Source organism: Allofrancisella guangzhouensis (assembly GCF_000815225.1).
Lineage (GTDB): Bacteria > Pseudomonadota > Gammaproteobacteria > Francisellales > Francisellaceae > Francisella > Francisella guangzhouensis.
The window spans coordinates 1,561,502-1,584,167 of sequence record NZ_CP010427.1 but is presented as its reverse complement, the minus strand read 5'-3'; the positions used below and the strand labels follow the sequence as shown (position 1 = coordinate 1,584,167).

Here is a 22,666-nt window from a genome sequence, read left to right as displayed (position 1 = left end):
TAACTTATAAATACAAGTTTTATAGCTGGATTTTGTTAGTGACATTAGTTATTTGTTGTTATAATTTGACGTTTGGATAGCGTTTGGGATAATCATGAAAGAAGTTTCTATCGTAAAACAATTAGGCGCAATAGCTATAATAGCTGGTACAGCAGTTGGCGCAGGAATGCTTGGTATACCATTTGCTGTGGCGGCTGTTGGTTTTAACTACGCTATAGCATTACTATTTTTAGTTTGGATTATTATGTTTGCTACAGCTATGCTTATGGTTGAGGCTAATACATCACAACCTTTAGGTACAGATATGGATTCTATAACCTACAATTTATTAGGTAGGTTTGGCAGAATACTGAACTTTTTATTCTACTTATTGTTGTTATATTCTTTACTTACAGCTTATATATTTATGGGAGGACAACTTTTTCAAACCTATGTATTTAGCTTGTGTGGAATAACTGATAGTAATATTGCAAAGTTCGTATTTTGTACGGTTTTTGGTTTTTTTATATTCAAGGGTGTACGAGTTGTTTTCCGAGTTAATGAGTTGTTCTTGAGTCTGAAAATTTTAGCGTTTGTACTATTTGTAGTTTTTGTTACTCCTGAGATCAAAAGTTCTTTATTAGAAAATAAAACTTTAGGTGTTGAGTACGCCTGGTTTGCTATTCCAATATTAGTAACATCTTTCGGTTTTCATATAGTTATTCCTTCTATTAGGAACTACTTTGTTAATGACAAGGTATTCAAAAAAACAGTAGCTATAGGAGCGTTAACCCCTTTACTAGTATATATGGTTTGGATTATTACTACTTTAGGCACAGTTAATTTATATGATACTAATGGTTTTATTGACTTAAGTAACAAATCCCAAACTTTAGCACAAGCATATAGAGAGTTGGGACAAACTAAACCTTTATTATTTATTCAGCTCTTTGAAAATTTTGCCGTTATAACTTCATTTCTGGGGGTTACGCTAGCATTATTTTCTTTCAATAAGGATTTATATAAGCTTGATTTTTCTAAAAAATCTCAGAAATTGTTAGCATTAGTTATAACGTTAGCTCCACCATTGATTTTCGCTATATACTTTGTTAACAGCTTTATAGCTGCTCTTGGTTACGCTAGTATTTTTGTAGCTTTTTTGTTGATTATTCAGCCTGCTATTATGGTTTGGATACTTAGAAATAGAGAATTAAGAAACCTTTTGCTAAGTAAGTTATATCTTGTTATTATATTACTATCGGGAATAGCTATTATTGCATTGCAATTATTGGTAGCTTTTGGTAGATTGGCACACATATAATTTTATTAAATTTAAGTCTTATATATCCTTATGAAGAAACCAAGTTTTGATATGGAGCACAGTGATCAATTTAATGATTGTAATCATCAAGCTCAAGAAAGTTTTAGTATTGATAGGCTAAATGAATATCCAAATGACATAGTAGAGTTGTTTAAGCTTATACAGGCTGTTAGATACGATAGGATCCAGCTACAAGAACAGTACAATGATTATAGAAAAAAGCTAAATAACGATAGAATAAACCTCGGATCTGAGCTTATAAAGATAAAAAAAGCTTATAATGCTAAGATAGTTACTTTGCAGGAGGAATATAATTCTGTAAAATCTAATACCATGATTGAATTAGCTAAGCTTAGGCAAGGCTAATAAAGTTACAAAGTTAGTCGGACAGTCGCGCTTTACTATTAGAAAACATTTTGATTATAATAAGCTGTAGTTTTTTTGTAGTTTGTTTATTGTGTTTTATTTATAGTAGGTGAGGAAAGTCCGGGCTTTATAGAGCAAGATGCCAGATAACGTCTGGGAGGCGTGAGCCTACGGAAAGTGCAACAGAAAATATACCGCCTTGTAAAAGGTAAGGGTGAAAAGGTGTGGTAAGAGCACACCGCATTGGTGGTAACATTCAATGGCATTGCAAACCCCATCTAAAGCAAGACCAAATAGTGCTACTATAATGTTGCTCGCATTGTAGCAGGGTAGGTCGCTTGAGCTTGTTGGTGACAGCAAGCCTAGATAAATGGCTGTTTACTACAGAACCCGGCTTATAGATTAACTTTGTACTTTTTTAGATAAGAATGGTGTTTATGCAAGTTATTGATTCGAAATTACTTGATAGTGATGGTCAGATAAATGATCAAGCTTTAATTACAGAGCTAAAGAATTTTTATTCTGGTGGTAAGTTTGAGCTTATAGGTTCAGCGCTAGAATTGTTAAAAGTAAAAAGTGCAGATTCAGCGCGTCACCCAACAGGTATTAGTTCATTTTTATATGCTATAGAAATTGCTTATATACTTTTTAAAATCAGAGCAGATGAAGAGTCAGTTGCTGCAGGTATTCTTTATGAGTTATACAATTTTGGCGATGTTAGTGATGAAGGAGTAGCAGAGACTTGTAACTATACTGTATTAAAAATCTTGCAAGGCACACGTAAAATGTCTGCTATCAGAATATATCGTTCAGATAGTATATCCCTTGAGCAAATAGATACATTTAGAAAAATGCTTTTGACTATTATAGAAGATGTCAGAATAGTTTTAGTAAAGATAGTTGATAAATTATGCACTATCCGACATTTAAAGTCTTTGAGTCATAAAACTCAGCAAATTATAGCTAGAGAGACTTTAGATGTATATGCACCATTAGCAAATAGATTAGGTTTAGGTGCTATAAAATGGGAGCTAGAGGATAGAGCTTTCTTTTTTCTAGAACCGCAACAGTATAAACAGATTGCAAAAAGTTTAGGGGCTACTCGTAAGCAAAGAGAGGATTTTTTATATAGAGTTACAGAAGAGCTAAAAACCATATTGAAAAAATATAACTTAGATGCAGGAGTCCAAGGTAGAGTTAAACACATATATAGTATATATAAGAAGTTAAAAAATAAAGGCTATAAAGATATAGATAAGCTTTTTGACATTACAGCAATTAGAGTCGTAGCAAATAACATTGACGAGTGCTATAAAGTGTTAGCAGAAGTAAATGATCTATATTCACCAATACCTGAGGAGTTTAGTGATTATATAGTAAGCCCTAAGTCTAATGGGTATAAATCTATACATACAGTTGTTAATGCTTATGGGCAAAATCTTGAGATACAAATTAGAACACATAAAATGCACGAAGAGTCTGAACTTGGTTTTGCAGCACATTGGCGTTACAAAGAAGGAGTTAAGTTTGATGCTTCTTATGAGGCAAGGGTAGCTTGGCTTAGATCACTTCTTGAGTGGGAAAAAGAAATTAATGAAGATATCAGTAAAATATCCAAAGAATTAAATAGACGGGTATATGTATTCACACCGGCTAATGAACTTATAGATTTAGCGGAAGGATCAACAGTATTAGACTTTGCATATTCTGTCCACACTATGGTAGGGCATCGTACAAAAGGGGCTAAATTAAATGACAAAATTGTACCTTTAACTACTAAGCTGGCTACAGGAGATAGAGTAGAGATACTAACTCAAAAAGAGCCAAATCCTAGTAAAGACTGGGCATCTGAAAACTTAGGGTACCTAACTTCAGCTCGCAACAGATCAAGAGTTATAAAGTGGTTTAATGAGCAAAATAAAGAAGATAACGTAGCACTTGGTAAAGATAGGCTTTTAAAAGAGCTTAAAGGTTATGATCTTAAGGAGATAAATTTTGTTGAGGTTGCTAATAAATTTAATATGCAACTGGCTGATAGTTTATTTGCGGCTATTGAAAATGGTAGTATACGTATAAAAAGTATAGTCAACTACATAATCGATACTTATTCTGCTGAGGAGAAACTAATAAAAAAACAGCAAACTAAAAAAAGCCCGCTACAAAATTCAGAGAGTATGAAAGTTCTAGTCTCGGGGTTTGACGGTATGAAATATGAGTTTGCAAAATGTTGTCAACCTATGTATCCAGATCGAATTGAAGGGTATATGAGTGTCTCAAAGGGAGTTGTGATTCATACAAATAAATGCCCTAATTTAAAACATTTGAAGGAAAAAAACCAAGAAAAATTTATAGAAGTTAGGTGGGAATAGAGCCTTTCCATCTAACTGTGTAAATTCACTTGCATAAACTTCAGAATTCTCTCATCAAACTCGATAGCGAACTAAAGCGTAGCTTCATTCCAAAATTTTTCGATTAGAAAGACTATTGATTAAATAAGGAGTTTGGTTAAAAAGTATGATTTAATTTGTCTAGAGTTTTACTTGATTGTTATAGTTAGTTTACGTCAATATAAATGGAGTGTTTTAATGGCTATATTGATAAAAAAAGAATATGCAGAGGGTAATTTCACAACAAAAAAATATCATCTTAGAAAAGAGTCAAATATTCTTTACGTTACACTATATGTTAATTGGAAATTTGAGAGAGGATGGTCTATCCTTTCTCCTATTAAATCAGAAGAAAAGTTTAAGAATAATTGGAAGAATACCATAGAATCTAATTGGTCACGTAGATTTACTATAAATATAGATGGCGAAAATCTTACTCCTATATTTAGAGTTATTGAAGCTGATCCAGGAATACAAAAAGATTGTTGGAATATTTTAGTTAAAAATATGGCCTCAGGACGTTCTTATGTTAATGGTTATAATGGAAATGTAGTATTATACTCAGGAGCATTAGATTCAAGTTATTCTACTAAAAACATAGCTATGAATATAGGATACAAGCTAGCTTTTGGACGATGGTCAAACACTTCAACTATAACTCATTATTCAAAAACTAAGTTACAATCTATTTTGCAAATTAGTAGTGAAGATGATCTTATCCGAGAATTAACAAATTATGCAAACAAAGGATGTTATGAGTTTTATCCAATAACTGTCTATAATAATTCAGATTTATACCAACGTATTAAACAAGAGAATGTTTATCCTAATGTTGCTTACAAAGAAGCACTAAATATATTACCTAAAATAATAATTGGGGATAGAAGTAATATTAATGTTAAGCATAAAGATTCTTATCAAGATTTTCCAATTGCTGCACATGAATTTGGTCATATGATTGGATTACCAGATGAGTACTTGAGTGATTTTAATATGCATTATAATATCAAATCTATTTGTAATAAGCTTGGTATTGAAATTCCAGATTTTGAGAGCTATAACAAAAATCTGATGTCTATGGGAGACAGGTTTTTACCTTTTTATTATTCTCCTATATTATTTTCATTACATAAAATGTATCAATCCATTAAAAAAATCAGCCTAATTCCTCTAGACGAGAAATTAAAAATTACAACTATAGATAATAATTACCAAGTTGTAAATATTAAAGGTTCAACTCTATTTATTAATTATCAAAAATTTAATATCATAATAGATCCAAATGATATTGTTATTGTAAATTCAAGGAATAATGTAGGTTCTTTCTTTACTTATAATGCAAATGAATGCAAATTAAACTTTTATGTAAAAAATAATCAAGTTAAGCAAATTGTAGGTCATATAGATCAATTAACTTGCCATGCTAGTAACTCTCGTATTTCTTTGATGATAGGCAATGAATTTTATGATTTAGATTTACTATCCAGTGCTACTCATTTCTCACTGATGAACCATGGATATACCATAAATGAATTTAATGTGAAAACAACTGCTCTTTTGAGCAAATGGAAAGAAATTAAAGATAATTATAAACATTTGAATAATAGATACCTAAAGTAGATACATCTTAAACTACACCTGCTATATCGCAGTTATTCTGAATGAGTAAAATTATTTGTATAGTTTCAGATAAGTTAGTTTCCAGTATTTTTAGATTGTTGTAACCAACCATTTTTGATGTAGAAAACAGAATCAGTAACTTGATTAATATTTCTACCATCAGCTGTTTGACCAGATATAATAATCTCATTTTTTCCGGGTGTAGGTCTAGCAATTTGCCAATATCCGTTTTCAAAACTTGCTGACACAGAGTTACCATTAACTATAAATGTAGGTTTATCGTTAGCTGTAAGAGCAGGATTTGTTTTTATAGGTATATAAGTTTCCTTTGTAAATATGTTTGCTTCATCAGCCGGTGAGGTTACTTGTATATCTAAGTCATTTTGGTTTTCTTTAAGAACCTGCTTATTTTCTTCGGCAAGTTGAGAATTATTTAATTTTTGTATGTCATTTTGCTCAATCTTAACAACTTCATCACCTTTAGAATCTTCGGGTGATTTTGTATCAACGACTGTAGGTTGACCTACATTAATTATTTTGTAGTCAATATCTTCAGATGGCTTTGTTTCGGAAAAAACAACATTTCCATTTTCAGCTCTCCATGAGTAAACTTCCGTTTCTGCTTGAGCTAGTGTATTCGTTAGTGTAATAATGATAAAACCTGCTGTTATCTTATTTAATATACGCATTACTAGTTGATAATCTTTAAAAAATAGTGTTAATATTGCCAAGTATAGCTAAAATATGGTCTAAGCAAAAGCCTAAAGTTAAATTATATGCTTAAACTAAGTTTCATTAACAATTTTATTTTTAGTTATTTACAATGGCAGTTATACATATGTTAAGTAAAAAACTTATTCTAGGAGAGTTCACATTAGTAAATATTGGTAAAGACGCAACTATATCTAGGATTATTTAACTGACCTTACGTACAAGGCAAGTTTTTATTTGAACCATTTAACTTGAAATGATAATTAGGGTTATTTTTTAATTCATGTATCAGAAAATGACTCTGTTCGTCACAATTTCCAACACCGTATTGCCTAATTAAATTATAATAATTATTATCAGTTACAATATATTGACCTTCGTTTTCATTGTACGTTACATACCGTCTGATATGATTTAGCTTTGAATCTATAATATGAGCTTTTATACCTGTGGGAATATAATGATCATTATATTGTTTTATCCTTGATTTTGTTGCCATAGATAATAAAAAATCACGATTTGGGTTGTGTTCACAATCTAAACCAGACATGGATTTATTAATAATTTTTGAAACGTTATTTTATACATCTAAAATTTCAATAATACTCATTTTTAATTATTAAAAAATATTTTTGTTAAATTTTAATTAAAAATTATAAAATGTCAATATGCTCTTCTTGGTAAGTCTCAGTAAATACCTTTGTGTAACATTTAAAAAACAACTATCTGTATAAACTCTATGATGCCAGTAATAAATGGGCCCATAATATAGAATAAAAGATTTGAGCCAGCAAATGGGATGATAATTAGTAATAGAAGAATAATAAAACCATAACGTTGATAACTATTATATTTGTAGGCTACATTAGGCGGTAAGAATGCTGAAATGACTTTACTGCCATCTAGGGGTGGAATTGGTAGCAAATTTAATACCATTAAAACCACATTTATCATTACACCATATAAAGCCATGCTTTGGAAATAAGGATGTAACGTTACGTATTTGGCAACTAAAGCCCAAAGTAAAGCCATTAGAAAGTTTGTCATGGGTCCAGCTAGAGCAACTAAAGCCATATCCGAACGAGGGTTTTTAAGCTTACTGTAATCAACAGGTACGGGTTTGGCCCAACCAAAAATAAAAGGAAATCCAGTAGTAAGTGAGGATAAGAGCATAAGTCCAGGAACCAAAATTGTGCCTATAGGGTCTATATGAGGTACAGGATTAAGAGTAACTCGACCAAGCATATAAGCTGTATTATCACCGCGTAGTTTTGCTATAAGACCATGAGCAGCTTCATGCATTGTTATAGCGAAAATTAAGGGAATACCAGCCATTAAAATAGTTAAGAGTAGTTGATTTAGATCCATAATTAATAATTATTTTTAAATGTTAAAAGAATTATAATACTTGTTGGGGTAAATATGAAGCTGTAAGATATTTAAAGAAACTTAAGAGGGACAATGCTCATTTATGCAACCATTAGATATAAAAAAAATACCTTTAGTTGGTCGCCATATTATAGAAGCTAGTGCAGGTACTGGTAAAACTTATAACATTACAGAACTATATATTCGCTTATTATTGGAGAAAAGTCTTTTACCTAAAAATATCCTTGTAATGACATTTACTAAGGACGCTACTCAAGAAATTATTGGTAGGGTGGAAAGTAAGATTAGAGAAAAGTTAACAACTTATGATACTAACTTTTCAGAATATAAACATCTTAAAAAAGCACTTTTAGAAATTGATGAGGCTGCTATTTTTACCATTCATGGTTTTTGTAAAAAAGTGTTAAGTGAGCAGGCTTTTTCAAGTGGTATGGATATAGATGTATCTATGGAAGTTGACACTTCTGATCTGTTGTTAGAAGCTACACGGGAATATTTTCGCAAATATATTAACTCTAACGCGGAGAAATTTAGTCTCCTTAGATCTATAAATTGGCATACCCCAGAAAGATTTATAAACGGGTCAAGTCAAAACTCTAAAGGTTTTAAAGAGGTTATACTTTCTAGTAATGAAATTGAGGTTTTGTCATTTGAAGATGTTGAAAAACAGTTATACAAAGAGAGATTAAAAGTTTTTGAAGAGGTTTCTATTCATAGTGATTTTATATTTGAGAAATTAGTAAATAATCATAATAAGAAGAGTGAAAGAGAACAAGAATGGAACACTATAAAAGAATGGTGTTTAAGTTATAAATTAACTAGTGTTCCTAAAGAGCTTTCGACTTTTGTAAATGGTAATCGTTATAGAAATTTGAAAGAAGAGTTTGAGCCGATTTTTTTTAATTTAAAAGCACTTAGAGATAAATATAATAAAGAAATTAAGGATAGTGACGCTTATAAACAGGTTTTTAAAGCGTATGTTTTAGCAAAACAGATTTGTTTGGATATTAGAGAAGATTTTAAAAAACTTAAAGCTAAGAATGCTATTTTGGATTTTGATGATTTAATTATAAAGTTGCGAGATTCTCTAAAAAATTCGCAAGAGTTAGCATTGTTTTTACGAAAAGATTATCCCGTAGCACTAATCGATGAGTTTCAAGATACTGATAATCAACAATATGAAATATTGGATGCTATTTACCCTCTTGAAAACGAAGAAATGTTTTTAGTGATGATAGGTGATCCTAAACAAGCTATCTATAGATTTAGAGGAGGTGACATTTACACTTATTTGAGAGCTAAGCAAAGTGCAAAATACATTTGGACAATGGACACAAATTGGCGTTCTACTAGTCAAATAGTAGCAGCTTATAATAGACTATTTTATAAGAGTGATATTTTGCCGGAATCTCAAGATTATAAAGAAGATGTTTTTAGTCAAGGTATTGGTTATCAAATAACGAAATCTGCCAAAAATTTAGATGATAGAAATTTTAATGATAACTTAGCAGCAATTAACTATTTTATTTATGATCCAAAGTCTAATGACTCCGAAAAAAATCTAACGACAGAGGATTTAAGATTAAAGCTTGCAAAATGGACAGCAAGTGAGATCGTGAAATTACTAAAAACTCAAACAGTCCAAGAGCAAGATATAGCTATATTGGTACAAAATTCAAATCAAGCAAAACTTATTACGGAAAACTTAAAGGAGTTTGGTCTTAGTTCAGTATATTTGAGTGAAAGAAGCAATATTTATGCTACAGAAGAAGCTTGTCAGTTATTTAATTTATTAAAAGGTCTTAACAACTATCAAGATCAAAAACTTCTAAAGCAAGCTTTAGCTACAGCATTTTTCGGTAAAACAATAGATGATTTCTTAGATTATAGAAACCTTGATACAGGGTCAAAATGGCAACAAGCAGCACAAAGAGCCAGATATTTAAGACAAATATGGTTTACTCAGGGTGTTATGGCTTTAATTATGGAGCTTTTGCATAATGATTTTGCTATCCGGGAATCTAACAAAGAGAGAATACTTACAAATATCTTACATTTGGCAGAGTTAATAAAGATAGCTGAGAACAGGTATAAATCGAAAAATCAGCTTATTAACTGGTTGGAAAAACAAATATATAACCAGAATTCTTCAAGTCAAACAGAGCTTAGGCTAGAAAGCGATGAAAAATTAATAAAAGTAGTTACTATTCATGGTTCTAAAGGTCTTGAATATTCTGTAGTTTTTGTGCCATTTGCGAGTGATACTAAACTAGAAAAAAGTTCACCTATAAACAAAGTTAGTATGCTTAAGAAAACTTACTATCAAATTGGCGAGGATCAGTTAGTTACAGAAAATATACGATTACAGGAGTTAGAAGAAGCTATGAGGCTTCTATATGTGGCAGTTACTAGAGCAGTTAATAGGTGTTATCTCGGGGTTGCTAATTTTAAAAACTCACAAAGCAGTCCATTAGCGAAATTTTTGGACTATACAGAAATTGATAGTTGGAAAGATAAAATTCAAAAATTGACGAATAATCCAAATAATTATAGTGAGTTAATAACCTTCGATAAGATTGATTTTATTAAATATAAATCTAGGAATAGCTCTATAGAGTTGGATAAGCTTGTAGCAAAAAGATTCACAAAAAAGGTTGAAAAAGATTGGCAGTTAATGTCATTTTCAAGTATTACCAGACCAACACATGCCCAATATGAACAGCCCTTAGATTTTAAAATTGATGAAGTAAAAGAAGATGATAAGAATGACAATACTAGTTTAGAGTTAAGATTTAGGGCTGCTAAAGGGGCTGATACTGGTAATTTACTACATAATATTCTTGAGTTAAGTGATTTTAGTAAGCCTTTGGATGAGCGATTGATAAAAGAGCAAATGTTGATTTATAAAGTTATAGATGAGTCTGAGTTTGATCATCTAAAAACTTGGCTAAATGAAATTATGCAAGCAGATATTCCAGACTTATATAAGAGTGATAGTTATTTTCAGCTGAAAAACCTATCGATGGAAAAAACTTTAAGAGAAGCTGAGTTTTATCTGCCTGTAACTAATGTATCGTTATTTAAGAAAGATATTTATCAAATTTTGGCTGAGCATAGAAACACGGTTGATTTAGGGTATGGCTTTCAAAGATTGTTTGGGATGTTGCATGGGTTTATAGACCTTATATTTGAACATGACGGTCGTTTTTATATTGCTGATTATAAATCAAATTATCTTGGTGATAAAATCAGTAATTACAACCAAGAAGCGATGAAAGTAAAAAACCAACAAAGCATGTATGATTTGCAGTATTTGATATATAGCGTAGCCCTACATCGTTTTTTGCGACAAAATTTAGAAATTTATGATTTCGATAAACATTTTGGGGGAGTTTATTATTTCTATTTGCGAGGTTTTAAAGACGGCTTTGGTGTTTATAACACTGTTCTAGAAAAGCAGACTGTATTAGCTTTAGATGGCTTATTTGGAGATTAGAGTGGCTTATAAGAACCTAAGAGATTGTCGGCACTACCTATTTGATATTGAGGCTATAGACTATTTTCTTGCCAAAGAAATTTCAGAATTTTTAGATAATGACGATTCTGATATTTTTCATATTTTAATTGCATTAAGTGAGAGTTATAGGCAAGGACATAGTTGTTTAGATTTAGCTGAGGTGGCTAATCAAACACTATGGTCTGAAGCTTGGCAAGATGTGCCTAAAGTTGGATATAATTTTGGTAGTTTATCTGAACTCCAGCAAAAAATTGAAAGTTTGAATTTTACTAGTAAAGAATTTCCTATAGCTTATAAATTTGGCTGTTTATATTTTAGGAGATTATGGTTATACGAGAACGAAATCGCAGAAGTTATATCCAGTAGGTTAAAATTGAATATTAAAAGCTTAGATTTGCTAAAAGCTAAAAAAATATTAGAGGAAATATTTGATAATTTTGAAGTTATTAACTACCAGAAAATTGCGGTGGCAAATAGTCTTATTAGAAGCTTTAGTATTATCTCTGGAGGTCCTGGTACAGGTAAAACTACTACTATTATGAAACTTCTATGTGCCTTAGGATACACCAGTTCAAATTCTAAGTTAATTGTTCGAATACTAGCTCCAACTGGCAAAGCAACCAATAGACTAATAGAATCGTTAGATTTAGACCAATTTAGTTCTAATACTAATATAGAGATTATGACCATACATAGGTTTTTAGGTTTTCGAAATAATTCTACTAAACTTAGGTATTATAAAGAGAATCAAGCTGATTGTGATGCTTTAATTATTGATGAAGCATCTATGCTAGATATAGGTTTGTTTGTGAAAATTCTTCGTGCAATTAAACCTGACTGTAAACTTATCTTGATTGGAGATATTAATCAGCTACCTTCAGTAGAAGCTGGTAATTTATTGGCAGAGTTTACTAATGTTAAAAGTAGTAGTGATAGTGTTAATGAGACTAAAAAGGTTATTAGTCAACTAACTGATTACTATGATTTTACATTGATTAATGAGTTTATCGTATACTTGCAAAAAAATTATCGCTCGAATAAAGAGATTTCAGACTTCGCTAAGAGTATAATTAGTAAAGATATTAAAAACTTGTATCCTAAAACTGATGCTTATAACTCAATAAACTTCCATCTTCTTAGTGAGTTAGATAAAGTATTATCTCGTTTTGTCCATAAATATTATTTCAAACTTATGGTTTGTGAAAATGTTAAAAAGTCTTTTGAAATTTTAAAATCTTTCAGAATACTGTTGGCTAATAAAAGCACTCACATAGGGGTAGACAACCTTAATAAAAAAATAGTAAATATTTTAGGTAAGCAAGATACCGATTATTATAATGGCAAACCAATTATGGTAACAGAAAATAACTATATTTTTGGTGTTTTTAATGGCGATGTTGGCTTAGTTTATGATGGGGAAGTTTATTTTGAAGTTTCAAATACTGAGTTTAAAAAAATAAATATATTCTTGCTGCCTAAACATGAAACAGCATATGCAATGACAGTACACAAAACTCAAGGTTCTGAATTTAATGAAGTAATGATGGTATTGCCACAAAAAGTAAATAAAATTATTTCAAATAAACTAATTTATACTGGAGTAACTAGAGCTAAGTCAGCTGTTACAATTGTTTCTGATAAAGAAATATGGGAGTATGCTATAACAAACGATTCAAGTAGATTTTCTAATATATCTAAATTGATAGATAAATACCTTTTTAAAAAGTAATTGAAGTGTTGAGTACATATAATTTATATGGTATAAATAAAGTGTGTGTGGGATTTTTGTTAATATCCTTATCAAAATTAACCAAACTATAAGGGATTGTATTATGAAGAAAATTACAACGATTGTTTTAATAGCTAGCATATTAGCTTCATGCGTATCAACTTATCAACCATTACCTGCAGATGACCAGTCTGCTCAGCAACAAGTAGCTAAGTAGCGGAGAGTATTTATGAAAAAACTAGCAATAATTATTTTATGCTTTATAGCATTAACATCATGTGTTACAAGTAATCAATGTCCAACTAAAACTGACGCAAATGGTGCCAAATATCTAGATAAAAATGATTGTGTACAAAAAACTTACCTAGTAGGACTTATCCCTATTGGCTAAGAAATTCCTTAAGTATAGTTTTTTTACTTGCTTTTAAATAGTATAAAATACTAAAAAGCTATTTATTTATTTAAAGTTAGTTAAAATTTTTGACATGTTGAAAAAGATGGTAAATTTTAATTTGTTTTATGGCGTAAAGTATAGCCAACTCGATGGAGTTATGTAGAAAAATAGTAGTCATTCTAAAGTTTACCCTAAATTTTATCCCTATAAACATATCAAGTTACTTGTAAGTTAGTATACTTGGATGTTATTAACCATAGTATAATTTTTATTACCTTAAAAATTATTTAATTTTATCATTAAAATTAAACTGTAAGATTTGCTGTATAAAAAGTTGTAGCCACTCCTGAATAGTCTGTAATATCAAACAAAGACCTATACTATTTTAGTAATGTTGGTATTTATAAGAGGGTGTAATAGCAATAAAGCTTAAGTGTAAGGGGGACTTATTTATGGCAAATCAATATACAGGGAATTTTGAATTGGTAATTAAGGATAGATTTAATTGTTCAGCCGAAGAGGTATTGTTAAAATGTCAAAAACAAGGACTTAGTTATTTAGACGCTGAAAAAGTACTTGGGTTTAAGCATGTAACTATTAGAAAATGGGCAAAAAGATTTGATATTAAATTACCTGCTAGGTTTAGAGCCCAGGAGAATGAGTTAAGAGAAAACCAAAGTGAAGAAGCTTACATTAATAAATGCAAATCACAAAAAGTAAGCGCCTCAAATATTTTTAGTCGTTTCTGGATTAATATGAAACTTTATTCAGCAATAAAGGCTAAACCTTGATTAACTTTGATAGATGTATTGTTTTCCTCAAGTTTGAAATTAATATTATCATTCGGCATCAGTAGTATTACAGTTGAACCAAAGTTAAACCATCCTAATGTGTCTCCTTTTTTAAACTCGAGGTTATACTTATGATTGTTATACAACCAAGTTTGTACTTCATTATAGTAATTAGGAGCTAGCTTACCATGCCAAACAGTTTCAATTCCAGCAACTAATAATGCTCCAATAAATATCACAGCAATTTCTCCTATTGTAGTATCGAAATAGCAAACTAATCTTTCATTTTTAGCAAAAATATCATCTATTTTTTCGGTAGTGAGCTTATTTACAGAAAATAATTTTCCAGGTATGTAAACCATTTTAGTTAGTCTTCCGTCGATAGGCATATGTACACGATGGTAATCACGAGGTGATAAATATATAGTCGCAAATTTAGTAAAGTTAGTTCTGGAGCTATTAGCTATAAGTTTATTAAGAGAAAAAGTTTTTCCTTTAGCTTGTATAAGAATTTTATTATTTATTTGTCCAAATTGGCTTATTACGCCATCAGCTGGAGAGCTGATAATTTTAGGATTATCTTCTAGAGGTCTAATTTCATCCGCTAATTCTCGTGTAAAAAAATCGTTAAAAGAACTATATTTGTCAATTTCAGAGTATTTTGCCTCTTGTAAGTTTATTTTGAATTTTTTAACGATTACATTTATTAGATAGTTTTTTATAAATTTATTTCTTGAATTAGCTAGTCTACTTACTAAACGTGATATGAAACCATGAGGTAAAACATATTGCACAAATATAAATAAAAAATCTTTCATAACCTTCCTATATTATCTTACACGCTAAGCTTTTTATTATATTTAAGTATAGCACTGTGTTATAATATTTAACTAACAAATTTTGTTAAGTTAATTAGTGTTAAACAATGAAAAAAATAGCCAAAATAGTAGTTTTGGTAGGTTTTGTTACTTTGCTACAAGATTGCTCGATGAATCAGGTTGAGAATGATTTTTCTTATGAAAGCTTATCAGATACTGTAGAAGGTTCCCCTTTTAGAAATAGAAAGCTTGATTATGCTCGAGTAGAGGTAGTTGAAAAACCTTCCTTAAAAATACCTGCTGGTTTAAATGGTGAGTTAATAGAGCCTAAGTTTGCATTACCAGATGGTGAAAATACTTTTGCTAAGTCTCAGATCGAAGAAGCAGAAAAAGGAATGTTGCCACCAAACTATGATGATAAATTTGATATGAGTAAGATAGTGGCTGATCAGATTTCTAGGATATCTATTAGTGTGGTTTATGACGATAAAGGAGCACTTAAGTTAGTATTTCGTGAACCGTTGCCAGTAACTATTAATTTGTTGGAAGATTATTTTAAAAGCCATTCAGAGCCTTATGAAATTTCATCTTCAGAGGATAAGGTCTTATCTGGTCATATTATAACAGTTAAAGATAATACACAAAATTTAGTTTTTATTATAAAAATACGTAAAATTGATGAATTATCAAGTTTAGTAACTGTGCCAGCAGTGTTTAACGCGGATGGTAAAACTTTGGCGGATAACTATGTAGATCAGGAAGTTGGATTATTAAACCAAGTCCGTAAAGCTTTAAATAACCAGTTATTAAAAAGCCAGGATAATATTAATCTAGCAAAAGCTGCTCAAGTTAGTGTGACTTCAAACTCATTAAAGCCAACAAGCTTAACGGAATCATCAAATAGTAAGTCTAGTTTGGGTGGTCTAGCAGGGGCAATAAGCTCAATAGGCTTTGGATCTTATGATAGAACTATTCAAAAAAGTAAACAAGAAGATACTAATAATGTTGAAAACCAAGATGACTATATTAATATGACAGCACCATCAGGTAGTCAGGTCTACAATAGTGACGCCACACCTCAAGTTTTAAGCACATAGGCAAATATAATGTATGATGTAGCAGTATTTATAGGGCGTTTTCAGCCTTTTCATAAAGGGCATTTGCATAATATTTTGAAAGCTCTATCGCTTAGCAAAAGAATAATAATAAATGTCGGTAGCTCTTTTTGCGCGTCTAACATAAAAAATCCATTTTCTTTTGAGCAAAGAAAGCAGATGATAGAAAGTGATTTAGATATTTTAGGTATTGATTTAAGTTTAGTAAAAATAGAGCCTTTGGCTGATTATTACTATCAGGAGCAAAAATGGGAGAATGATTTACGTGCTAATGTAAATAAACATGCTAGCTTTAGTGATAGTATAGTAGTTGTAGGACATCAAAAGGATGCATCAAGTTATTATTTAAAAAGTTTCAGTGAATGGGATTACTTATCTGTTGATAATTATAAAAACTATAATGCGACAGATTTTAGGAAACAATATTATAAAGGCAATATTTTAGCAGAATACATGTGTTGTGATAACCCTAAACATGGTGCTCACAAAATATTATGTGAATTTATGCTCACTGATCAGTATAGTCTTTTAAAAGAAGAAAATCAGCTAGTGGTAGATTATAAAGCTAAATGGGCATTTGCGCCACATAAACCTATATTTGTAACTGTAGATGCTTTAGTTGTGGTAAATGGTCATATTTTACTTATTCAAAGAAAGCAGTCTCCAGGCAAGAATTTATGGGCATTGCCTGGAGGATTCTTGGATCATGGGGAGCTCATCGCGCAAGCAATAGTTAGAGAGTTGTATGAAGAAACAAATGTAAATGTCTCTACTGAACAATTAGCTTTAGCTAATAGAGGAAATTTTGTATTTGATTATCCATCACGTTCTATAAGAGGTCAAACTATTACACACGTTGGTTTATTTGTGTTAGAAGGGTGTAGTAGGTTACCAAATATAGCACCGGCAGATGATGCTAAAGTTGCAAAATGGATTGATACAAAGTCTGTAGTAGAAAGTATGCATGATAAAATGTTTGAGGACCATTATCAAATAATTACAATATTATTAGAACAATGTGGAAAGATATTATAAAGGAGATTTTATGAGCTTATCAGTAGTGATCTTAGCAGCAGGCAAAGGGTCTAGAATGAATTCAAACAAGCCTAAAGTATTACAAACTTTGGCTTCTAAACCATTGATACAGCATGTTGTCGAGTCAGTAGAAAAGTTAAACCCTACGAATATTGTAATAGTAAATGGACATTTAAAAGAGCAAATTGAACAAACACTTACTAATAAAAATATCACTTTCGTGCATCAGGCTGAGCAGTTAGGTACAGGTCATGCTGTATTGCAAGCACTGCCATACTTACAAGATGAGAAAGTTTTGATACTTTATGGAGATGTGCCACTTATTTCGACAGAAGTTTTAGACAATTTAGTAAGCACCACTCATAAACATGATTTAGGTGTTTTAACAGCTTTTGTAGAAAACCCATCTGGATTAGGGCGTATTATAAGAGATAAGTTTGGAGCTGTGACTGGTATAGTCGAAGAAAAAGATGCTAATGACGTTCAACGTCAAATAAAAGAGATTAATACAGGTATATACTGTGTTCATAAAAGCTTATTACAAAAATGGTTACCTAAGCTACAATCAAATAATGCCCAGGGGGAATATTATTTGACAGATATAGTCACATTTGCAAAAAATGATTCGGTTTCTATAAACGTTACCCACCCTATAGAAGAATTTGAAATCTTAGGTGTTAATGATAGAGCTCAATTGGCAAATCTGGAAAGAGTGTGGCAGAGAAATGTAGCCGAAAAAATTATGGCACAAGGTGTAAGTATTGCCGATCCAAATAGATTTGATGTTAGGGGTAACTTAGAAGTTGGTAAAGATTGTTGGTTAGATATAAATGTAATAATTAAAGGAAATGTGAAATTAGGCAATAATGTTGTTATTGGAGCTAATTGTATACTTAAAAACTGTACCATTGAAGATAATGTTAAGATAAAAGCAAATAGTATGATAGATGGCTCTATTGTTAGAAATGGTGCGATAATTGGGCCTTTTGCTCGTGTACGACCTGAGTGTGATATTAAAGAAGAAGCAGTTATTGGTAATTTCGTTGAAATTAAAAAAGTTACTCTTGGTAAGGGATCAAAGGCTTCACACCTTACGTATCTTGGAGATAGTGAGATAGGGCAAAATTGTAATATTGGTGCAGGGGTAATTACTTGTAACTATGATGGAGCAAATAAACATAAAACAACAATTGGGGATTATGTTTTTGTAGGTTCAGACTCACAACTTATAGCACCTGTAAATATAGGTCATGGAGCTACAATAGGAGCAGGATCAACGATAGCTAAAGATGTGCCTGCTGATAATTTAGCTATTTCACGAGCTAGACAGCGTCATATAGATACATGGGAAAGACCTGTTAAAAAAGTTATTAAGTAAGATAAAAAAATCATAAGGTATATTTAATTTATGTGTGGAATAGTCGGAGCAAATTCAACTAGAAATGTAACAAATATTTTGATCGAAGGGCTTAGAAAGCTAGAATATCGTGGTTATGATTCAGCAGGTCTTGCTGTAATAAATAATAAAATAGACGTATGTAAAGAAGTTGGAAAAGTTATAGAGCTTGAAAGATCAGTTCATGCCTTAGGTGATTTTAAAGGTAATATAGGTATCGCTCATACTCGTTGGGCAACTCATGGTAAGCCATCTAAAGCTAATTCTCATCCTCATGCATCAAATAATTTTTGTATAGTCCATAATGGTGTAATAGAAAATTTTTCTGAATTAAAAAAGTCTCTAATTGCTGAAGGTTATGCCTTTAAATCAGATACTGATACAGAGGTAGTAGCACACTTACTAGACAGAGAGTGGAGTGATAATAAGACTATAATAGAAAATATAAAACATACCGTTTCAATGTTAAAAGGAGCTTATGCTCTAGCTATAATTTCACAGAAGTTCCTTGATAAAATTGTAGCTGTTCGTTCAGGGTCCCCATTGGTTATAGGTGTAGGCATTGATGAGAATTTTATTTCATCAGATGCTTTGTCATTGCTTCCAGTTACTAATAAATTTTCTTACCTCGATGAAGGAGATATTGCGATAATTTCTCGGGATAATATAGAGGTGTTTGATAGTCGAGGGATACCTAAAAATCTTGAAGTAGAAGAATATAACTATTCTTCTATGAGCACATCAAAAGATGGCTATAAACATTATATGCTTAAAGAAATATATGAACAGCCAGAAGCAATATCAAATACCATTACCTCAAGCCTTAGTGATGATGGTGAAATTTATTTAGAAAATTTCAATAAACAAACTCAAACTCTTTTTGAGAAAACAAAACATATCTGTATAGTTGCTTGTGGTACTAGTTACAACGCTGGTTTAATAGCAAAATATTGGATAGAGAAATACGCTAAAATTCCATGTAGTGTAGAGATTGCTAGTGAGCTTAGGTATCGTGATAACGTTGTAGTCGATGGATCTTTATTTGTGAGTATTTCACAATCTGGAGAAACAGCTGATACCCTAGAGTCACTAAGAAAAAGTAAAAAACAAGATTACATAGGTAGTATGTGTATATGTAATGTGCCAAATAGCTCTCTTGTTCGTGAGTCAGATATTATTTTTATGACTAAAGCAGGAGTTGAAATTGGTGTAGCATCTACGAAAGCTTTTACTACTCAGTTAGTAGCTTTAGCTTTATTTGCATTAGTTATGGCTAGGTTAAAAGGAAAACTTTCAGATGCTAGATTATCACAGTATACGCAGGAGTTAAAAAATATTAGAGCTTTAGTCTTAGGGGCTCTTAAGCTAGACTCTGAAATTGATGAGATAAGTGAATATTTTGCAGATAAAGAGCATACGATATTTTTAGGCAGAGGATTGTATTTTCCGATAGCTATAGAGGGAGCACTTAAACTAAAAGAAATATCTTATATACATGCTGAAGCTTACCCTTCGGGAGAATTAAAGCATGGTCCTTTAGCATTAGTTGATAAGAATATGCCTATTGTGGCGGTAGTTCCTAATGATGAGTTATTGGATAAAACTTTATCTAATCTTCAAGAAGTTCATGCTAGAGGAGGTAAACTTATCCTTTTTGTTGATAAAGCAATAAAAGATAAAGTTAGCTTTGATAATAGTATAGTGTTAGAAATAGATACGGGCAGTGATTTTAGTGCTCCAGTTGTGTTTACTATACCACTACAACTTCTTTCATATCATGTGGCTATTATCAAGGGTACAGACGTCGATCAACCTAGAAACCTAGCTAAATCTGTAACAGTTGAATAGTGCAGGAAATTTCTTTTTAATGCTTTTTAATATTCTAATTACATGTATAGGACTAGACTTTGACCATTATGTAAGGACAAATAAATTTGGTGGCTACTTATATTGGTTTTTTATTCTGCAACAGTTTTCTTCTGTCCTGGATCACTTATCGTTACTTTACCAGTCATGCTTGTATAAATACAATAAGAACAGCTATTAGCTCTAACAACTGGCAAACCCTTAACTTGAGACTTTTGAGCTAATTGTAACCAAGGTGAAACTATGGGCATACAGGGTGCCTGAGGCATACCAGTTGACATTATAACTGGGTTCATAGGGTTCTTGCATGTACCAAATGATGGGACATTTACGTAGGGAATAAAGTTAATAGGTAATGTAGGTGCTAATTTCTCTATAAAAACACCAGTAGGGAGTACATTCAACGGCATTTCAGAAGATCCAAAAGAACATTTAACTTTAGCACCAGAAACTACGTATAATTTACTTGATCCAGCAGAAGCACTGCCACGTTTAGCAAGCGAATCAAGTAAACTAATAACGCATGCAGGCATAGTAATCGAAGGGATCATTAAACTTGGTATATTTAAGCTAGGTGTAGTTAAAAGTAAACTCATCATACTCAAATTAAGTGAGAGTAAGCTAACAGCTAATCTAATCATAGCAAATTGAAAACTTAACGAAGGAAAGGGTATATTCAATCCATTTAGCCAATCTGAAAGTTTAGGTAACAAGTTAAAACATGGACCGAAATCAGCAAATAGCAAAGCTAATTTAAATTTTATTTCTAGGAGTAGATTTGACAAGTCTAAAAATGGTAAATTTAAAGCTAGTAAATCTAAAAATGGTAAATCAGGAAGATTCAAGCTATTAATTAAATCTAATAGGATTGAGGCAAGATCAGGAATAGTTAATTCTAATTGAGGCAATAAGGCTTTTAACTCTTGAAGAAGAAATGATGGTAAGGCTGTTATAAACTCTAAATCCAAATTCATATTTGGAAAATCTAAGTCACAAAAAGAAGAGTGAACATCTTCACTTAATATGTCTAGTTTATTAAGCACATCAGCATTTATATCAATATCCTGTAGATCTTGAGTATTAATTAGCTGTTGTATATCAGAAGCTTTAGTATTTAAGTTTTCTAGACTTGCATTTAATGGATTAGTTTCAGAAAGTTGTTTTATACTATCTAATTTTGCATTTAAATCCTCAAAATTAGTATTTAGCTCCCCAAAATTAGTGTCAATGTTTGCTATTTCAAGTTGAAATTCCGGTTTCTCAAAATCAGAACAACAAGTTGCTGTACTTAGAAAATCTAATTTTAGATTGATGTTGTTTAGATTAGTTAAAGATGCCATAGAGTTTTGTAACAAAGCTGGGTTAATACTATTAATGTTGTTAAGTAATAAATCACTATTTTTTTTCAAAGCTCCAACTTCTATAGCCTGAGAACTTAATTTGCTAATTAATGAATTTATATTATTAATACTAACATCATCGTTAAGGTTATTTTTTAAATTGTTTTTAAAATTCGCTACAGTATAATAATTCTCTACATTTTTATTTGCATACTCTTTTATATCAGGATTATTTTTTATCTCGTCAAAATGCTGTAAGGAATTAAGAATGCTAATTTTTATTTTTTCTACATCATGATCAGTTGTATTTCTAGCTAAATAAGAGCTTAGTTTATTAATTTCAATATTGTATAAACTAATTGGCTTAAATAATTTGCTGTCTAAAAAAATATGAGGTGTGGTAATATTAAATAGAGCATTTGAATTATTGACTATATTTTGTAATATAACAATTGCAGGAGCTACATAATTAATATTATGTGCCTGGATAGTATCACCTAAAGCTTTGTAATTAATTTTATATAACTCTTCTTTAGATATTTGTTGCAAATTTAACTCTCCAAATATTTTTTTTAGCCCCATGTTGGGAGAATGGTTGAAGTTTTCATCTGCTAATGTTAGTAACTTGTGTAGGTCTGTCTCTATAGATTCCATTAGACCATCAGTATATCCTTCATCTAAAAAAGTAAGTTTCTGGTCAGATAATTTTTGATAGATATCCTCTAGATCATCCGTTGGGATTTTGCTAAGAAAATTATCATACTCAACAAAAGTTTTTTCTTTCTCAAGAATCTTGTCTAAGTCAATAATTTTAGCAAATTCAGGAGGCAACTGATTATAAGCTTCTTTAAATTTGGTTATAGTAGCTTTAGTTTTATCAATGTCAAACATA

The 22,666-nt window shown here is 31.0% G+C and carries 17 protein-coding genes and 1 other RNA gene; 13 read left to right on the top strand and 5 right to left on the bottom strand.

Annotated elements, in window-relative coordinates:
* The first annotated feature begins 94 nt into the window (after positions 1–94).
* The 5 genes from SD28_RS07370 to SD28_RS07355 all read left to right on the top strand — a co-directional run bounded on the left by SD28_RS07370 (position 95) and on the right by SD28_RS07355 (position 5,673).
* Positions 95–1,300 carry an amino acid permease gene (locus SD28_RS07370; protein WP_039125530.1) on the top strand — a complete coding sequence of 402 codons (1,206 nt, stop codon included), beginning with the start codon at positions 95–97 and terminating at the stop codon, positions 1,298–1,300.
* Between the two features lie 51 nt (positions 1,301–1,351).
* Positions 1,352–1,666 (top strand): hypothetical protein, encoded by a 315-nt coding sequence (locus tag SD28_RS07365; protein WP_407636830.1) that lies wholly within the window; start codon positions 1,352–1,354, stop codon positions 1,664–1,666.
* A 9-nt stretch (positions 1,667–1,675) separates the two neighbouring features.
* Positions 1,676–2,080: RNase P RNA component class A (gene rnpB / locus SD28_RS07835), an RNA gene on the top strand.
* Between the two features lie 23 nt (positions 2,081–2,103).
* Complete coding sequence (locus SD28_RS07360) at positions 2,104–4,035, top strand: RelA/SpoT family protein (RefSeq protein ID WP_039125526.1); 1,932 nt, start codon at positions 2,104–2,106, stop codon at positions 4,033–4,035.
* Positions 4,036–4,251: 216 nt separating this feature from the next.
* Complete coding sequence (locus SD28_RS07355) at positions 4,252–5,673, top strand: hypothetical protein (RefSeq protein WP_039125524.1); 1,422 nt, start codon at positions 4,252–4,254, stop codon at positions 5,671–5,673.
* A 74-nt stretch (positions 5,674–5,747) separates the two neighbouring features.
* Here SD28_RS07355 and SD28_RS07350 read toward each other — a convergent pair whose 3' ends face one another.
* The 3 genes from SD28_RS07350 to SD28_RS07340 form a co-directional block, all read right to left on the bottom strand.
* On the bottom strand, positions 5,748–6,362 hold the full coding sequence (locus SD28_RS07350; RefSeq protein WP_039125521.1) for a DUF4124 domain-containing protein: 615 nt from the start codon (positions 6,360–6,362) through the stop codon (positions 5,748–5,750).
* Between the two features lie 236 nt (positions 6,363–6,598).
* Positions 6,599–6,934: a hypothetical protein gene (locus tag SD28_RS07345; protein WP_039125519.1), complete on the bottom strand. Its 336-nt coding sequence runs from the start codon at positions 6,932–6,934 to the stop codon at positions 6,599–6,601.
* Positions 6,935–7,095: 161 nt separating this feature from the next.
* A complete protein-coding gene (locus SD28_RS07340; protein WP_039125517.1) occupies positions 7,096–7,752 on the bottom strand; it encodes a site-2 protease family protein in 657 nt (218 codons plus the stop codon).
* A 103-nt stretch (positions 7,753–7,855) separates the two neighbouring features.
* Here SD28_RS07340 and recB point away from each other — a divergent pair, with 103 nt between their 5' ends.
* From recB to fevR, 4 genes are all read left to right on the top strand, one after another.
* Positions 7,856–11,269, top strand: a complete 3,414-nt coding sequence (recB, locus tag SD28_RS07335) for an exodeoxyribonuclease V subunit beta (RefSeq protein WP_052251904.1) — start codon at positions 7,856–7,858, stop codon at positions 11,267–11,269.
* 1 nt (position 11,270) lies between these two features.
* A complete protein-coding gene (recD, locus tag SD28_RS07330; protein ID WP_157698645.1) occupies positions 11,271–13,019 on the top strand; it encodes an exodeoxyribonuclease V subunit alpha in 1,749 nt (582 codons plus the stop codon).
* 229 nt (positions 13,020–13,248) lie between these two features.
* Positions 13,249–13,410 carry a hypothetical protein gene (locus tag SD28_RS08165; protein WP_169742485.1) on the top strand — a complete coding sequence of 54 codons (162 nt, stop codon included), beginning with the start codon at positions 13,249–13,251 and terminating at the stop codon, positions 13,408–13,410.
* A 455-nt stretch (positions 13,411–13,865) separates the two neighbouring features.
* Positions 13,866–14,204, top strand: a complete 339-nt coding sequence (gene fevR, locus SD28_RS07325) for a transcriptional regulator FevR (protein ID WP_039125515.1) — start codon at positions 13,866–13,868, stop codon at positions 14,202–14,204.
* On the opposite strand, the gene asd is transcribed toward fevR, so the two are convergent.
* Entirely contained in the window at positions 14,177–15,022 is an 846-nt protein-coding gene (gene asd, locus SD28_RS07320; RefSeq protein WP_039125513.1) for an archaetidylserine decarboxylase, read from the bottom strand. The genes fevR and asd overlap by 28 nt on opposite strands.
* A gap of 107 nt (positions 15,023–15,129) precedes the next feature.
* On the opposite strand from asd, the gene SD28_RS07315 reads away from it, so the two are divergent.
* Genes SD28_RS07315 through glmS form a run of 4 tightly spaced genes read left to right on the top strand, consistent with a single transcriptional unit; the run spans position 15,130 to position 20,416 of the window.
* Complete coding sequence (locus SD28_RS07315) at positions 15,130–16,119, top strand: hypothetical protein (RefSeq protein ID WP_039125511.1); 990 nt, start codon at positions 15,130–15,132, stop codon at positions 16,117–16,119.
* Between the two features lie 9 nt (positions 16,120–16,128).
* Positions 16,129–17,172 carry a bifunctional nicotinamide-nucleotide adenylyltransferase/Nudix hydroxylase gene (locus SD28_RS07310; protein ID WP_039125509.1) on the top strand — a complete coding sequence of 348 codons (1,044 nt, stop codon included), beginning with the start codon at positions 16,129–16,131 and terminating at the stop codon, positions 17,170–17,172.
* 10 nt (positions 17,173–17,182) lie between these two features.
* On the top strand, positions 17,183–18,550 hold the full coding sequence (gene glmU / locus SD28_RS07305) for a bifunctional UDP-N-acetylglucosamine diphosphorylase/glucosamine-1-phosphate N-acetyltransferase GlmU (protein ID WP_039125507.1): 1,368 nt from the start codon (positions 17,183–17,185) through the stop codon (positions 18,548–18,550).
* Positions 18,551–18,580: 30 nt separating this feature from the next.
* Positions 18,581–20,416, top strand: coding sequence for a glutamine--fructose-6-phosphate transaminase (isomerizing) (gene glmS / locus SD28_RS07300; RefSeq protein ID WP_039125505.1), 1,836 nt, complete (start codon positions 18,581–18,583; stop codon positions 20,414–20,416).
* A 110-nt stretch (positions 20,417–20,526) separates the two neighbouring features.
* On the opposite strand, the gene SD28_RS07295 is transcribed toward glmS, so the two are convergent.
* Positions 20,527–22,665 (bottom strand): DUF4280 domain-containing protein, encoded by a 2,139-nt coding sequence (locus SD28_RS07295; RefSeq protein ID WP_039125504.1) that lies wholly within the window; start codon positions 22,663–22,665, stop codon positions 20,527–20,529.
* Position 22,666: the final 1 nt, after the last annotated feature.

Excerpts from the sequence above, each read along its gene's own strand:
- SD28_RS07310 (WP_039125509.1), top strand. The coding sequence starts at position 16,129 with ATGTATGATGTAGCAGTATTTATAGGGCGTTTTCAGCCTTTTCATAAA.
- SD28_RS07360 (WP_039125526.1), top strand. The coding sequence starts at position 2,104 with ATGCAAGTTATTGATTCGAAATTACTTGATAGTGATGGTCAGATAAAT.
- SD28_RS08165 (WP_169742485.1), top strand. The coding sequence starts at position 13,249 with ATGAAAAAACTAGCAATAATTATTTTATGCTTTATAGCATTAACATCA.
- SD28_RS07350 (WP_039125521.1), bottom strand. The coding sequence starts at position 6,362 with ATGCGTATATTAAATAAGATAACAGCAGGTTTTATCATTATTACACTA.
- SD28_RS07355 (WP_039125524.1), top strand. The coding sequence starts at position 4,252 with ATGGCTATATTGATAAAAAAAGAATATGCAGAGGGTAATTTCACAACA.
- glmU (WP_039125507.1), top strand. The coding sequence starts at position 17,183 with ATGAGCTTATCAGTAGTGATCTTAGCAGCAGGCAAAGGGTCTAGAATG.
- glmS (WP_039125505.1), top strand. The coding sequence starts at position 18,581 with ATGTGTGGAATAGTCGGAGCAAATTCAACTAGAAATGTAACAAATATT.
- asd (WP_039125513.1), bottom strand. The coding sequence starts at position 15,022 with ATGAAAGATTTTTTATTTATATTTGTGCAATATGTTTTACCTCATGGT.
- SD28_RS07295 (WP_039125504.1), bottom strand. The coding sequence starts at position 22,665 with ATGTTTGACATTGATAAAACTAAAGCTACTATAACCAAATTTAAAGAA.
- SD28_RS07340 (WP_039125517.1), bottom strand. The coding sequence starts at position 7,752 with ATGGATCTAAATCAACTACTCTTAACTATTTTAATGGCTGGTATTCCC.
- recB (WP_052251904.1), top strand. The coding sequence starts at position 7,856 with ATGCAACCATTAGATATAAAAAAAATACCTTTAGTTGGTCGCCATATT.
- fevR (WP_039125515.1), top strand. The coding sequence starts at position 13,866 with ATGGCAAATCAATATACAGGGAATTTTGAATTGGTAATTAAGGATAGA.
- SD28_RS07315 (WP_039125511.1), top strand. The coding sequence starts at position 15,130 with ATGAAAAAAATAGCCAAAATAGTAGTTTTGGTAGGTTTTGTTACTTTG.
- SD28_RS07345 (WP_039125519.1), bottom strand. The coding sequence starts at position 6,934 with ATGTCTGGTTTAGATTGTGAACACAACCCAAATCGTGATTTTTTATTA.
- SD28_RS07370 (WP_039125530.1), top strand. The coding sequence starts at position 95 with ATGAAAGAAGTTTCTATCGTAAAACAATTAGGCGCAATAGCTATAATA.
- SD28_RS07365 (WP_407636830.1), top strand. The coding sequence starts at position 1,352 with ATGGAGCACAGTGATCAATTTAATGATTGTAATCATCAAGCTCAAGAA.